General features: G+C 41.8%; 15 protein-coding genes. 6 read left to right on the top strand and 9 right to left on the bottom strand.

Annotated features, from left to right (window positions below):
* Positions 1–162: 162 nt before the first annotated feature.
* The 3 genes from FGL37_RS17230 to FGL37_RS17220 all read left to right on the top strand — a co-directional run bounded on the left by FGL37_RS17230 (position 163) and on the right by FGL37_RS17220 (position 1,578).
* Positions 163–645 carry an adenylyltransferase/cytidyltransferase family protein gene (locus FGL37_RS17230; RefSeq protein ID WP_051606577.1) on the top strand — a complete coding sequence of 161 codons (483 nt, stop codon included), beginning with the start codon at positions 163–165 and terminating at the stop codon, positions 643–645.
* 18 nt (positions 646–663) lie between these two features.
* Complete coding sequence (locus FGL37_RS17225) at positions 664–1,116, top strand: adenylyltransferase/cytidyltransferase family protein (protein WP_037532441.1); 453 nt, start codon at positions 664–666, stop codon at positions 1,114–1,116.
* Between the two features lie 75 nt (positions 1,117–1,191).
* Positions 1,192–1,578 carry a hypothetical protein gene (locus FGL37_RS17220; RefSeq protein WP_028068839.1) on the top strand — a complete coding sequence of 129 codons (387 nt, stop codon included), beginning with the start codon at positions 1,192–1,194 and terminating at the stop codon, positions 1,576–1,578.
* An 88-nt stretch (positions 1,579–1,666) separates the two neighbouring features.
* Here FGL37_RS17220 and FGL37_RS17215 read toward each other — a convergent pair whose 3' ends face one another.
* From FGL37_RS17215 to FGL37_RS17195, 5 genes are all read right to left on the bottom strand, one after another.
* A complete protein-coding gene (locus tag FGL37_RS17215; protein WP_028068840.1) occupies positions 1,667–3,382 on the bottom strand; it encodes a M14 family metallopeptidase in 1,716 nt (571 codons plus the stop codon).
* 109 nt (positions 3,383–3,491) lie between these two features.
* Positions 3,492–4,073 (bottom strand): peptide deformylase, encoded by a 582-nt coding sequence (locus tag FGL37_RS17210; RefSeq protein ID WP_028068841.1) that lies wholly within the window; start codon positions 4,071–4,073, stop codon positions 3,492–3,494.
* A 56-nt stretch (positions 4,074–4,129) separates the two neighbouring features.
* Positions 4,130–4,696 carry a Crp/Fnr family transcriptional regulator gene (locus FGL37_RS17205; RefSeq protein WP_028068842.1) on the bottom strand — a complete coding sequence of 189 codons (567 nt, stop codon included), beginning with the start codon at positions 4,694–4,696 and terminating at the stop codon, positions 4,130–4,132.
* Positions 4,697–4,758: 62 nt separating this feature from the next.
* Positions 4,759–5,169 (bottom strand): NAD(+)--rifampin ADP-ribosyltransferase, encoded by a 411-nt coding sequence (arr, locus tag FGL37_RS26135; protein WP_407695583.1) that lies wholly within the window; start codon positions 5,167–5,169, stop codon positions 4,759–4,761.
* A 383-nt stretch (positions 5,170–5,552) separates the two neighbouring features.
* Positions 5,553–6,026 carry an NUDIX hydrolase gene (locus FGL37_RS17195; RefSeq protein ID WP_028068844.1) on the bottom strand — a complete coding sequence of 158 codons (474 nt, stop codon included), beginning with the start codon at positions 6,024–6,026 and terminating at the stop codon, positions 5,553–5,555.
* A 173-nt stretch (positions 6,027–6,199) separates the two neighbouring features.
* On the opposite strand from FGL37_RS17195, the gene FGL37_RS17190 reads away from it, so the two are divergent.
* The gene (locus tag FGL37_RS17190; RefSeq protein WP_028068845.1) at positions 6,200–6,589 is read left to right on the top strand and encodes a helix-turn-helix domain-containing protein; all 390 of its coding nucleotides are present in this window, start codon (positions 6,200–6,202) and stop codon (positions 6,587–6,589) included.
* Positions 6,590–6,683: 94 nt separating this feature from the next.
* Here FGL37_RS17190 and FGL37_RS17185 read toward each other — a convergent pair whose 3' ends face one another.
* The 4 genes from FGL37_RS17185 to FGL37_RS17170 all read right to left on the bottom strand — a co-directional run bounded on the left by FGL37_RS17185 (position 6,684) and on the right by FGL37_RS17170 (position 12,731).
* Positions 6,684–7,880: an MFS transporter gene (locus FGL37_RS17185; protein ID WP_232048727.1), complete on the bottom strand. Its 1,197-nt coding sequence runs from the start codon at positions 7,878–7,880 to the stop codon at positions 6,684–6,686.
* A gap of 200 nt (positions 7,881–8,080) precedes the next feature.
* A complete protein-coding gene (locus FGL37_RS17180; RefSeq protein ID WP_028068847.1) occupies positions 8,081–8,998 on the bottom strand; it encodes a bestrophin family protein in 918 nt (305 codons plus the stop codon).
* 172 nt (positions 8,999–9,170) lie between these two features.
* The gene (locus tag FGL37_RS17175) at positions 9,171–10,235 is read right to left on the bottom strand and encodes an NAD(P)-dependent alcohol dehydrogenase (RefSeq protein WP_028068848.1); all 1,065 of its coding nucleotides are present in this window, start codon (positions 10,233–10,235) and stop codon (positions 9,171–9,173) included.
* A 135-nt stretch (positions 10,236–10,370) separates the two neighbouring features.
* Positions 10,371–12,731 (bottom strand): ABC transporter permease, encoded by a 2,361-nt coding sequence (locus tag FGL37_RS17170; RefSeq protein WP_028068849.1) that lies wholly within the window; start codon positions 12,729–12,731, stop codon positions 10,371–10,373.
* Positions 12,732–13,191: 460 nt separating this feature from the next.
* Here FGL37_RS17170 and FGL37_RS17165 point away from each other — a divergent pair, with 460 nt between their 5' ends.
* Positions 13,192–14,061 (top strand): AadS family aminoglycoside 6-adenylyltransferase, encoded by an 870-nt coding sequence (locus FGL37_RS17165; protein WP_028068850.1) that lies wholly within the window; start codon positions 13,192–13,194, stop codon positions 14,059–14,061.
* 24 nt (positions 14,062–14,085) lie between these two features.
* On the top strand, positions 14,086–14,676 hold the full coding sequence (locus FGL37_RS17160; RefSeq protein WP_028068851.1) for a methyltransferase: 591 nt from the start codon (positions 14,086–14,088) through the stop codon (positions 14,674–14,676).

The raw sequence follows: 14,676 nt of genomic DNA, 5'->3' as shown, positions 1-14,676 counted from the left end.
CAGCCGAATTAGTTCGCCAGATCTTTGAAAAAAATTTGTTGATGCAATCCAATCTCCGGAACATCTTAGAAAAAAAATAATTTAAAATTAAAACGAAATCTGCTGAACGAGGTTCTTATTGTACTTCTTCAATATATATTGCAGGTTAAAAATAAATACATTATGAAAAAAATAGGAATTACCTTTTCTGCTTTTGATTTGCTCCATGCTGGTCACATCAAGATGCTCGAAGATGCAAAAGAACAATGCGACTTTCTGATCTGTGGTCTTCAGACTGATCCAACTTTAGACAGACCCGAAAAAAATAAACCGACGCAAACCGTATTTGAACGTTATATGCAATTAAAAGCCTGCAAACATGTGGATATGATTATTCCCTATGCCACCGAACAGGACCTGGAAGATGTACTGCGTTCCTATAAGATCCATGTACGGATCTTAGGCGATGAATATATGGATAAAGCTTTCACAGGACGGAAATATTGTGAGGAAAAAGGTATAGTGCTTTATTTTAATCGGCGCGAAAACCGGTTCTCCAGCTCTTCTTTACGTAGCATTATAGCGACCAAACAGCAAGCCAATCAGGGAGCGATTGTCAATATTAATGAAAATACCAATTATCCATTGAAACGTGCGAATGCATAACTTTTTAAACTAGCAGATATGATTATAGGAATTATTTTCGGTGTTTTTGATATGTTACATGTAGGTCATATCGTCGCTTTGCAGGAAGCCAAACGGCAATGCGACTACCTTATCGTCGGCCTCAAGACAGACCCAAACCGGCAGGAACCAGGTGAATATGTACCTGCCCAGACCATGGTAGAGCGATTTATAAAATTAGAAGGATGTCAATTTGTTGATGAGATCATTCCGTATGAATCCGATGATGATATTACTGATATGTTGCAATCACTGCCTATTCACAAACGCTTTATTGGTGAAGAATATAGAGCCATAGATTTTCCCGGAAGAGATTACTGTGTGGCCGAAGGCATTGAAATCATCTATACCAAGCATAAAAATCGCTTCTCCAGCCATTCGCTACGAAAAATTGTAAGCACAAAGGAAATGGAAAAGTCCAGCAAAAGCTTTATGATGAAAGCGGCAAATTAAAAACTATCCAGAGTCCTGATAGCGAGCCATATACTCCTAGTTCGATAATAAAAGGCACAAGCAATTTATTCTTCAATGATGGAAAAGATCAATATCGGCATAATAAGCAATATCAGAAAAATCCGGCTAGCTTATCGGACTCTAATCAACGAACATCCGCAAAGCCCTGCAAGAGTTGTACTTGAAGGGCCTTCGATTGATACTATCAGCATTTCACCCAATATCTCACCCCAGCTCTTATTATTGGATTACCGGATCGTATTCAAGGATGCTGACCTCTTTTTTGCATTGACAAGAGATCATTTCGGAAATATCCCGATACTGCTAATAGCTGATCCGGCAAATATCGATCAAACAAGATCATGTGATCGTTTTATTCATTCCTTAATAGCCGTTGAACTTGATCCTCTACAATTGTTCTCCCATATTAGAAGTTCGGTTGAACAATACAGTTACCATTGATGAACGGATAGTATCCAAACCTCACTCGACAATCTGCCAGTAGCCAGTCAATACCGCCACATGAACGCTATCGGTTGGCATACATACATCAGTTCATCCTAAAAATCGGATATAGCAGATGGGATTTTTCATAATAATCAGAGTGCTTATAGATCCAGTCTAACTGAGCTCTCCCATCAGTTGCAAATTTCGAATTGTTTGCTTTTTCCCGTTCGAAAGCTATTTTCAAATTCTTGTTTTCCTTGAGCAGCTTAGCGGCCGTATCTTCAAAAACGTAAGCTGAATAATATTCTTTCTGCCCTAAAATTGCATCAAAAAAATTCCAGTTGAAGTAGGAATCGGTTGCCTCGGGTTCCAATGTCTCCAAAAGATATTTCACACCATCCTGATCTAGTGGAATTAAAAGATCGCCGGCGCTAAACTTGCGCGCGGCAGATTGGCGGACTACATCGGTGTCGTAGTGCAAATAATGGCCCTCGTACGGAGAAGTGACAGTCTTGAAATCCTTGATTCGATATTCCTCCACGTTCAGTACAGTGTCCTGCTGGATCGGAATCATTTTAATATGATTAAGTTTTAGCAGATCAACGACTTTCCATTCAGATTGAGGAATTACATAATATCTCGGGATAATGATCTTTTTAACGGGCACATAGGAATTATACAGTTTGATCTTTTTTGAAAATTTTGCATTCCGATCATACCATAACCTCTGGGTTGATGAGACTTCGCTTGGTTTATATTTTGCTTCATACCCTTTGAAGTCGATGTTTTCATATGTTGATGTATCCAGTCTCCAGGAAATCGGATAGTCATTTCCGATACGATATTGGACCAAATTCTCGGCCTTTTTCCGCTGTATCACCTGATAATTCTGCTCCATAAACTGAATATTATAATGCATATAGTCATAAGTTGCCTTGACACGGTCGGAATAAGATTTTAGCATGTGTGTTTCGACCACTGTTCCGATAACGTTAAATAGACTGGTATAACCCGTGGCATACCTGGGGGAATCCATAAAAACTGGAAAACCAGCATCGGGAACATCGTTATGAATATTTACGTAAGGAACCGATAAAAAACCATTCTTTTGCAGCTGATGTAGCAGTGTTTTTTGCATTTCATTGTTTAAATAGCTTCCCAACTTCTCTCCCAGTCGCTCCTTATTTGTCGATATATAGGTAAATGTATATTGATAGTCTGCACCATTGCTTACATGGTTGTCAATAAAAACATCGGGCTTCAACCAATGGAAAATCTGCTGAAAGCTTCTCGAGTTCTTCGTATCAGTTTTGATAAAATCACGATTTAGATCATAATTGCGCGCGTTACCGCGAAAGCCGTACTCCTCCGGCCCGTTCTGATTGGCTCTTGAGAAACTGCCCCGATTGAGCATACCGCTTATATTATAACTCGCAATAGCAGCGACGACAACGTTCTTGGGTATCGTTATCTTGCCTGTTGCCAGGTCCCGCATAAGCATCATCGTCGCATCAATTCCATCTGGCTCACCGGGATGGATCCCGTTGTTTATCAGCAATACGGATTTTGCTACCCTTGATTCTTCCAGAGCCTCCCTTGATGCGTCAAATATGACAACGTCGATGGGCATGCCGTTATCATCTTCACCTCTGGTCTCATATCGGATAGACGGGTATTGACTGGACAAAGCTCGGTAGAAATGCTGCATCTCTGCCAATGTTGTCGTTTGATTGCCATTCCCGCGTTCATAAGGCGTCAGATTCTGCCCATAGGCAACACTGACGGTCAAGAAAAGCAATAGTATGGGAAACGTATTCATAAATAAATTTGAAGGGCTAATTTACAACAAACTTTATTTAAATCGTAGTCACATTCTTTCCCAACGCTCCACCGATGTATTTTCCACCACCGTTTGAGCTCATGAAGTGTTAGATAAATGTCATCGGATAACAATTGGTTATCTGCCCCTTGCGGATTTTTTGCAGTTTAGACTCCAGCATCCTTTTCGTCAATGGCTGTAAATGGTCAAGATAAAGGATGCCAAGTGTGTGATCATATTCATGCTGAATCATCCTCGCGGTCAGCCCAGAGAACTCACGACGTTGTTTCTCAAAGTGAGCATTATAATATTCGATCGTAATTGACCAGCTGCGTTTCACCTTACGGGAAATTCCGGGGATGCTTAAACAACCTTCTTCATCTTCCCACATTTCATCGGACCTTTTGATAATCTTGGCGTTAATGAACGTTTCTCTTATGCCTTCATCGGTTACATCGAAATATACTGTCCTATCTTCATAGTCTAGATTCCTATAAGAGGAAATGCTATCGACAACAAACAATCGGATAGGAATGCCGATTTGTGAGGCCGCTAATCCACAGCCGTTGGCGTTTTCCATTGTTTCCCATAAATCCGCTATCAATGTCTGCAACTGCGGATAATCTTTGTTTATGGACATACAGTCCTTTTTCAGTATGCTATGCCCATAGGCTAAAATGGATCTCTTCATCTGTCATCTTTTTAACAAAGATCACAAGTCTCAGGCATTCAGACAATGAACCTATGTTAACAAATCTCCCGACGGATACGGCTCAAGCCCTGTGGCGTAATGCCAATATAGGATGCAACATATTTTAATGGGATCAACTTAATTATTTCAGGCTGTTCGGTAAATAAATTTATATAGCGCTCCTTTGCACTATATTTCAATAAAGAGACCTCTCTCTTACTCTTAGTGAGAAATAGTTTTTCTGCAATATGACGTCCTAGATAATTCCCCACCTCGCTATGGGCATAAATGTGCTGAAGATCTTCATAGGAAATATACCAAACTATGGTCTCAACCAAAGCCTGTAATTCATATTCCGACGGTGTCTGTGTCAAAAAAGAATCGTAAGCACAGGTAAATTCTTTGTTAAAACAGAAATGAAAAGTGATTTCTTTTTCTTCGTCGGGAATACAAAATCTAACAATACCGCTTTCTACAAAAAATAGGTTATTTTCAATCTGCCCCCTAGCAGTGATAACCTCATTTCTCTTATAAATTCTTCTTCGAAAATGACGAGCGATAAAATGCCATTCCGACTCGGACAATTTTATAATCCGTTCATAATATTCTCTTATATGTCCCATATGATCAACTTGCACAGCAGTACGACTGAGTCACCCTGCGGTCAAACGCCTTTATGTTATTATCAATTTATGATTTGCCCCTTGTTATCTTCCAGTTTTCGCCGAAACTGCTCCAGTTCTGCCTGACTCGGTCTCTCCCAGTCGGTTACTTCTCCAATAATTTTTAAGGGCGAGCGCGAACGGTAGGATCGTGTTGGATTACCCGGAAATTGGTCCGTAAGATTTGGATCGTTTTCGAAGCTGCTCACTGGTTCGACTAAATACACGTGTTCCCGGCCCTCACCTTTGGCCAATGCCGCAGCAAGACCAGCTCCATTGACAAGGGCAGTAAAATAAATATGGTTCATCTTGACATCCGCCTTATAATTGGAATTCCCCCCAGGCGTCAACAAATCTCCGATCTTCAAATTCGCTCTGGTACCATGATAAAAAGGTCCTTTGTCAGAGGGATTGCCGGCGAGCTGTTTTGACAATGCTGCATAATCAGCCGACTTTTTGGCTTGCCCCAATCGCCCATATGATTCAGATATCTTCAAATAAAGAAAAGGCAACGCACTCTTTACTGTATCATCATTTATTTTCATCGCATAGCGCAACACGGTCTCTTGCCATTTTAGCGTATCCGATAAGGTGTCTTGGTGCCTGGATATATAATAGGCAGCCAGAAATCTCTCATGGTCGTTCGTTGATTCGGTCCATCCCTGCTCAAACAGTCTGGCAGCTTCTTCATTATTTCCAATATCCTCCATGGCCATTCCCTGTAGACAAAGCTTAACAACAGCATTAAAGGGTGAAAATTCCATATTTAGTTTATTTGATGTTCCTACAAAGATAATGATTAATCAACGCTAAAGCATCATCCTTCCTTCGTCTCCAAAAGAGAGACTAATTGTTCGAGAAATGACACTTGCATCACATTGATCTTCTGTTTTGCTTCTTCTAAGGTGAACCAGCCCGCTCGATCTACTTCCGGGAAGCTGTGTCGTGTACCCGATCTTGGCGGCCACTCTATCTCGAAATGGTTGCTGGATATCGCATCAGGGTCAATGGTGCCCTCAACAGCCCAGCACTTTACCGTTTTTCCACCCTTCTGTCGGATGGGATCCAGCAGAATAAACTGTCCCTCGGGTAAATACCCTGTCTCTTCGAAAAATTCACCCTTGGCTGCACTGAGCTCATCCTCGTCTTCTTCAACCTCTCCTTTGGGCACCGTCCACCAGCCGTCATCTTTTCTGACGAAGAACGGTCCTCCCGGATGCACCAAGAAAAACCTGATCTGTGAGTCCTGAAATTTATACAGCAATAAGCCTGTGCTAAATTTTCCTTTCATGAGCGCTAACGATCGATACCTAACTATTGAACGAATATCATACCAATAGTGGTGTAAGATTATTTTTTTTAGTATATTTACTCCACAGTCAGCATCCGACACACCAATCACAGCGTTATATTATAAACCTCCACATATTTTTTTATATTTATAGTTGGAAAAATAGCATAAACATGTCAAATACAGAAGGTAAATCTGAAACAAGAGCAGCAGAGATAACCCGCAAATACTTACTTTTTTTGGATAAACATATTGACGATGTTGTACAAGGCCGTGTGTCGGACTTCATGGAACTCAATGAGATCGCGAAAGAACTGGCTATATCGCATACACACCTCACCGATACGGTGCAAAAAGAGAAAGGTAATCACCCCTGTTATTTTTATGACCTCAAGATTATCAATAAAGCAAAACAACTGCTGGCAGATTCGGACCTCTCTATTGCCAAAATCGCTTTGGTATTGACGTATGACCCCTCGAACTTTTCGAAATTCTTTAAAAAATGGACTGGGCAGACTCCTGGCTCCTTTAGACAAAAGAATAAGATCCCACTGGAGTCGTAGAAAAATGATATGCCGGCGTTTGGTACTTAGATTATCCAAGCCGCGTGGGTATATTACCTGAAATTACTATATTCCACTTGTTGCGTCAAGCAGACTAATGCTTATCTGCTTGACAGAGTGCAGCTGCATAATTCTCGCTTTTGGTTCTTCTCACGTAAAATAACGAAATAATAATGCCCCCAGCAGTCATTGCAGTTCCTACTAGTAGTGGAGAGGCATAGCCATATCCCTGCTCAATTGGAACTCCGCCCAGAAAGGCCCCCAGAGCATTGGCGATATTGAAACAGGCTGGGCCCAAGGATGCCACGAGCATTTCCGAATCACTCTTTACAGAATTAAGCAATAAAACGGTAAGTGATGGCACTAGCGCAAATGTGGTCATTCCAGTCCAGAAAGTCATGACCAACGAAGCCCAAGCAATCGAAGCAGTATAATAAGTCGTAAGCATGCTGAGCATCTGAATTATCAGTACAACAATAACAACTACCGGAGCAGAAAAGGAATCCGTAAGCTTTCCGCCAATCAGGTTGCCAACAAACATACCCAGTCCAGCCAGAACCATAATATACGGCAAGTGTTGCTCCGCAATGCCAGACACTTCACTCATCAACGGAGCAATGTAGCTGATCCACGCGAAAAGAGCTGCAGGAGCCACTGAAAAGATCAATATCATAAACCAGACATTGCTATCCCTAAAGATGGCGAGATCTTCCCAAGGATTTGTTCTCTTCTGTTTACCTATTGTTTTTGGAAGCCATAATTTTAAAGCGATAATGGTCAGCAAGCCAATTAGTGCAATCAACAAAAAGGTATAACGCCATGAAAAATGATGCCCTATATAGGTTCCCAGTGGTACACCAAGCAGATTCGCAACAGTAAGGCCAGAAAACATAATGGATACCGCCTGGGCTTCCTTACCTTTTGCAGCAAGACGGCTGGCCACCACGGATCCCACACCAAAGAAAGCCCCATGAGGAAGCCCCGATATAAAACGCGATAACAACAGAAAGTGATAATCAGGAGCGATGATCGAAAGACCATTAAAAATAGTGAAAAGCACCATTAGCACGATCAGCGTCTTCGTGGGCGAATACCGGTTCATACCCAGTACAAGTAACGGAGCGCCGATAACTACACCTAATGCATATGCTGTAATTAAATAACCTGCTTGCGGGATTGAAACATCGAGATCGTTGGCAACATCTGTCAACATTCCCATCATCGTAAATTCCGTAACACCAATGCCCAGTCCTCCGAGCGCAAGTGATAACAAGCTTTTTTGAATTTTCATTTCTTCAAAGTATTTGCTTACAAAGTTCCGACAGGAAAACATATAATCAAAATAATTTAAATTTCGATAATCTATAACTATAATTATACAAAAGCAACAACTGGCCCCCGCATGTACACAAATTGCACAGGGAGGCACTTATTTCACATGATAAGATTTAAATGGAAGTGTGTAAGAAAGTTCCTGCTTCAAAAGAGGTATCAGTCAATGATATTGTGGATCGGTTTGTGGTTTGTATCGATTTGCTTACCGATCATTTCATAAATAGTATGATCAATCACACTACACATACTATTAAGTGCCAGATCGTTTGCTTCTATACCAAAGGGTTCTTCAATTTCGTCGGCTATGGCTTCCAGGGCGACAAAAGTATACGCAATAAAAACCACAATCAATGGCATAAACCACCCTAACGCATCCACAAGACCAAAAGGCAACAGAAGACAATAAATGTAAACTGTGCGATGCAATAGCACACGATAACTATAGGGAATCGGAGTGGAAATTATTCTTTCGCATCCGCCGACGATATTTGCCAAATTATCAAAATTTTCATCGAAACGGGCCTGTTGTATACTATCTATTCTATTTTCCTCTCTAGACTGCTCTACCCACTCAGCCATTAGTTTTAGTACTATGGCTGGCTTGTACCGCGCATTTTGGACCAGCCGGAGCTGTTGAGGGCTTAGCCTTGGCGTCAAGTCGTCATGCGCGTCTGTCTGTCGCAGCTGATGTTTAAGGGCATGTAAAAAAGCACTCAATAGGTTTACAAAATCGGCAACGGTATCTTTATGGGCTTTTGGACTGCCTAAAGTTAAAGCCTGCCGGGTCAATGAACGGGATACATTCAGCAAGCTCCCCCATAGTTTGCGCCCCTCCCAATACCTTTCATAACTGACATTGTTACGAAAACCTAAAAACAAAGCAAGTACAAAACCAAAAAGTGTCAGCGGAGCGGTATTCAATGGGACTTTAAAGGAAAAGATATTGCCACGAAAATAAGCGACCGATAAAGACAGGGCAAACAATAATAACAACCTAGGGACTAGGGCAGGTAATACGGAGCCATGCCACACAAAAAGCATCTTAAACCAGTTTTCCTTTTTTCTTACAATCATTGCTTTTGCTCAGATCACTTAATTATCCTTGCCTCACGAGACAGCCAACTGGCTTATATCCTATCTATCACTTTCCAAAGATAAGTTTATAATTTAATAGTGCAATTAGGAAGGATTATTTTATCGGCATCACATAGTAAAAAAGGCGGCATCTTCGATACCGTCTTTTTTGTCATTTTCCCTGTTTGTCAATGGATGCCATATCAATCACAAAACGATACTTCACATCACTATCTAACACCCGCTGATAGGCCTCGTTGACATAATCGATATCAATAAGTTCTGTCTCCGGAAGAATATTATGCGCTGCACAGAAATTAAGCATATCCTGAGTTTCTTGTACTCCCCCAATGCTCGAAGCCGTCAGAATTTTATTCCCCCCCATGATGGAACGTCCATTAATTTCCATGGGAGCTGCAGGAATGCCAACACAGATATAAACTCCTTGTGTTTTCAATAAGCTCAGATAAACATTGTAATCATGAGGTGCGGAAACCGTATCTATAATAAAATCGAAATACGAAGCTGACGCAGTTATTGCTGAGGCTTCTCGTGCATTCAGAAACTTCTGAGCACCCAGCAATGCCGCATCCGCTTTTTTCCTTGGCGAATGGCTTATCATGGTCACCTCAGCTCCCATAGCAACTGCGATCTTAACAGCCATATGCCCCAGTCCGCCTAGCCCTAGTACACCGACTTTGTGTCCTTTCCTGACATTCCATCGCTTTAATGGTGAATAAGTGGTGATACCGGCACAAAGCAATGGCGCGACTTTCGTAATGTCCAGCGTCTCCGGCACATGCAAGACAAAATTGGCATCAGCTACAATATTATTGCTATAACCACCATATGTACAAGAGTGGTCATGCATAACGTCGACACTATTATACGTCCACACGGTCTTCTTCTGCTGACAGAACTGCTGTTGATCTGACTTACAGTTATCGCATTCCCCACAGGATGCAACCATACAGCCTACGCCTGCAAGATCTCCTTGTTTAAACTTGGTCACTTCACTTCCCACAGCCTGAATCCGTCCAACAATCTCGTGCCCTGGAACAATGGGATATTGTGTCCCCCCCCATTCGTCACGAACTTGATGGATATCCGAATGGCAGATACCGCTGTACAGTATATCGATTAACACATCATTCGGACCAAGCTCTCTTCTCTCAAATTCCCAGTATTCGAGTGGCGAATGCTGGTCTTTTGCCGCATATCCCTTCGATTTAATCATTATTCCTTTTTTTAGTAAAACAAAAAATACAAATTACAGTACGAAGGTAATAGCTATTCGCTTCGGATAAAAATAACATTCGGATATTGACATTGCACAAACAAACTGAAGTGCCGACGTGCTTGTTGAAGTACTTTACTCATCCCTTAGCGATTCCACTGGATTGGCAATTGCTGCTTTAATCGACTGATAGCTCACAGTGAGGAACGTCACAGCAATAGCGCCGACACCGGCAAGCACAAAGATATCCCAACCAATTGATATTCTATAGGAGTAACCGGACAAATAGCTTTCCATTGCCCAATAGGCCGCTGGAAACGCAAGTACACAGGAAACCACGATCAGCACGACAAACTCCTTTGTCAGCATCTGTGTCACGCCAATGACCGAAGCCCCAAGCACTTTACGGATACCTATTTCCTTAGTCCGGCTTTCAGCCATATAGGCAGCCAAACCAAATAGCCCTAAACAGGAAATAAAAATTGTTAGCCCCGCAAATAAGCTGGCTAGTTTACCTGTGCGTTGCGCATCGGCGAATTTCCTTGCATATGCTTCATCCACAAATTTGTAATCGAAAGGATAATCCGGGTTAAACTTCTTGAAAACGGCCTCAGCTTTCGCTAGCGCATCCATCGTGTTTAGCTTCGGATTAAGCCGAATATGCATCGTGCTCATCCAATTGCTTGCCCCTTCTATAACCAGCGGTTTCACCGGCTCAAATGGTGATTCTTGGATAAAATCCTTAATCACGCCAATAATTTGGAATTTTTTTCCACCATCATTAAAATACTGTCCAATAGGATTCTTAAAACCCATTGTTTTCGCAGCGGTCTCATTGATTATTGCCGCCGTTGAATCCGTGGCAAATTTCGTCAAATCAAAGTCCCTTCCGGCCACTAGCTCAAAACCTGCCGTTTCCACCACCCGATCGTCACCAGTCTGACGGTTAAACTGAATCACATCATTTGGATTTTTCCCTTCCCATGTAAAACCATTCCAGCCACTCCAGCGCTCGGTGAGAGGCGACATCAACCGACAGACCGATTGGGCAATATTCTCGGCCAACAACGCCTGCTTGACCAGCTGCACGTTTTTTGGTAGCTCGCCTACCTCCTGCACATAAATAAGATTATCTTTTTTAAACCCAAAATCCCTGTCTTGTGCATGTTTAATCTGCTTCCGTATGACGAGGGTGCTGATAATTAGGACAATAGCGACACTAAATTGACTAACCACCAGTATCTTGCGTGGATTAATCTTTTTGTGAACATTTTTAAACTTTCCTTTCAGTACTTTGATCGGGTTAAAAGAGGACAAAAAGAACGCGGGATAGATACCGGCAAGGAAACCTGTCGTTAAAATGAAGCCCAAGAAGGATAACCAAAACGTATATTTCTGGACGGGTAGGCTAAATTTCTGGCCTACCAAGGTATTGAAGCTGGGCAAAACGACAGCAAGGAGAATCAGGGCAATGATTCCCGATATAAAAGCTAACAATAAAGATTCCAGTAGAAACTGAAAAACAAGCACACGCTGATGTGCTCCTACCACCTTACGGATACCGACCTCCTTGGCTCTTTTCTCGCTTTGTGCTGTACTCAGATTGATAAAATTAATACAGGCGATTAATAGGATTAAACAGGCTACGATGCTAAAAGTCTTAACCATATCTATCCGGCCGCCTACAACCTTGCCATTTTCGTATTTATTGTAGAGATAGATATCACCAAATGGTTTTAAGAAAGTCTCGGTCTCAATACTCGAATTACGGGGAACAATATCTTTGATCTGTTCCTGGATCTTGCCAAGCTGCGCACCTTTGTGAAGTTCAACATAAAGGTCAACGGAACTATTGCCCCATTGGCTATCTGAATAGCCTAATTTTTCCATCAATGTCCAAGGTAGGAAATAGGCATAGCCACTGAAAATAGTATTGGCCTCGCTTTTTTTCAGCACCCCAGTGACGGTTAAGACATGAACAGTATCGATTTGTATCGTCTTCCCGATCACATCTGCACTTCCGAAAAGCCCTTTTGCGGTTTGTTCGGATAGTACAATGCTCTGAGGTGAGGTTAACATGGAATGACGATCTCCCGCATATAGCGGAAATTCAAACATATCGAGAAACGCTGAATCAACAAAGGCCCCTACGTCAGCCATGACCTTTTTTTCTCCTGTACTAAACAACAAACCGTTTATACTGCTTAGCCTTGACACATCTTTAATTTCCGGCACCTCGTTTTTTAACACTGGCGCTAAGGGCTTGGCCGTAGAAAACCAGACATTAAGCTTGTTATCCGAAAAATCTCTGGATCCAACTGTATATAATTCCGACGTTTTCGGGAAGTGCCGGTTAAAGTTTAGCTGAAAACTCACCCATAACAAGATCAGCATGGCTGAGCACATACCCACCGCCAGGCCAATAATGTTCGTTAGCGTAAAGCCTCTGTTTTTCTTTAAATTACGAAAGGCTATTTTGAAATAATTTTTAAGCATAGTCATCAATCGTTCCAAGCAACCCACTTGCCATACAAATAACACGCTGATAAACAAAATATTAAAACAAACAAACACCAATTTCAGCTGTCCATTATCGAACGCTTTTTGTCCGGAACTGAACAGCTGTCCTCTCATATTGCCGCAAATACACCGGCCTTGTACTTTCCCCTTTCCTTCAATTTGAATATTACCAAATAAACGTTTTCGGACCAACACTGGAAATTTCCCGATGGATAATGTTAGCAATACAGCAAGAAATATACAATTACTCACAAACCGGACAGTTGGGACTTACGCCCTGCAATAGGTTTGTCCCAATTCGCCGCTCAACAATTTGCTTTAGCAGAAACTAAAACCACGCTCGCTGGATGCTGCGTCAAACCGATAAATATCTCTGTGTAATGAAAGCTTTAATGGCAGGTAGATCTTATCTTTATAACATCTAATATTTCATAGTATGGTACACAGAGACAAAAAACTGCAAAATATTATTAACTGGTCACAGCGTAATGATGATATCCGGGCGGTACTGTTAACTAGCTCCATGGTTAATCCGCTTGCTCCGGTGGACGATTTAAGCGATTTAGATATTGAACTGATTTTTGAACACAACCAACACTATATCGCCGATAATCAATGGCTACACAATTTTGGTACTCCCATAGCGATGATCGAAGAGGGCGAAACTAATTTCGATGGTAAACATGCCATGAAAATGGTTCTTTATGAAGATCAAGTAAAAGTAGATTTTAAACTTTTTAGTAAATCGAATTTTCTCGGAGAAGTCAAACAAGCACAACTCCCTGAAGATTGGGATATCGGATATAAGGTATTATTGGATAAAGACGGAATAACGCATGGCCTAAAGAAACCGAGCCATCAGGTATCTATTATAAAAAAACCAAATAAACTTAAATTTGAGCAGGTCCTAAATGACTTTTGGTGGGACTGCACATATGTTGCCAAATGTTTGGTCCGCAAGGATATCTTTTATGCAAAATTCATGGCGGAAAACAATATCCGAACAGACTACTTAGTTCCACTCATCGAATGGTATATTGCAAACCAGCACGACTGGAATATCACGACCAATAAGCACGGGCGGCTTTTCCAGACCTATCTCACTGATGAAATGTGGAACAAAACATTACTTACGTTTGCTGGGAAAGAAATTGAAGAAAACTGGAATGCCCTGTTTGCAATGGCAGATCTTGTCTCCCAGATAGGTCGTGAGCTGTCAAGTCAGTTGGTTTATGAATATCCTGAACAGCTTGAAGCCGACATCCGGAAATATCTGATTGGATTAAAAACAATTTCCTTAACTTAACGTCCACCTACAATACGCTGGCACATGGATACATTGGAACTGAATAAAGACTATTGGGACGAACGCTATAAAAAACATGAAATCGGCTGGGATATTGGCTATGCATCGCCAGCGATCGTCGCCTATGCAACAGCATCGATTCCAAAATCCGCCACGATACTGATTCCCGGCTGTGGCAACGCCCACGAAGCTCGGGCCCTGTTATTTGAGGGCTTTACAAATCTTACTTTACTTGATATCGCACCCACACTTGTTCGTAAGGTGCAAAAACAATTCGATAAAACTAAATACGTACGGGTTGTCTGTAAGGACTTTTTCCTGCACACACCACAGTACGATTATATCCTCGAGCAAACCTTCTTCTGTGCGCTCCATCCCAGCTTGAGAGAAAAATATGTCGAACAAATGGCATCTTTGCTGCGCCCCGGGGGAACTCTTGCCGGTCTATTGTTCAACAGGACCTTTGAAAGAAAAGGTCCACCATTTGGTGGAAACATTGCTGAATATCAGAAGCTGTTTAATAGCCTTTTTGACATTGTACAGATGAAGCCCTGCGCAGACAGTATCCCACAAAGGCAGGGCAGTGAGCTTTTTATTGAACTGCGAAAGAAGTAA

The sequence above is a fragment of the Sphingobacterium thalpophilum genome, assembly GCF_901482695.1.
Lineage (GTDB): Bacteria > Bacteroidota > Bacteroidia > Sphingobacteriales > Sphingobacteriaceae > Sphingobacterium > Sphingobacterium thalpophilum.
The sequence above is the reverse complement of the archived record's forward strand: the minus strand, read 5'-3'. Positions and strand labels throughout refer to the sequence as shown.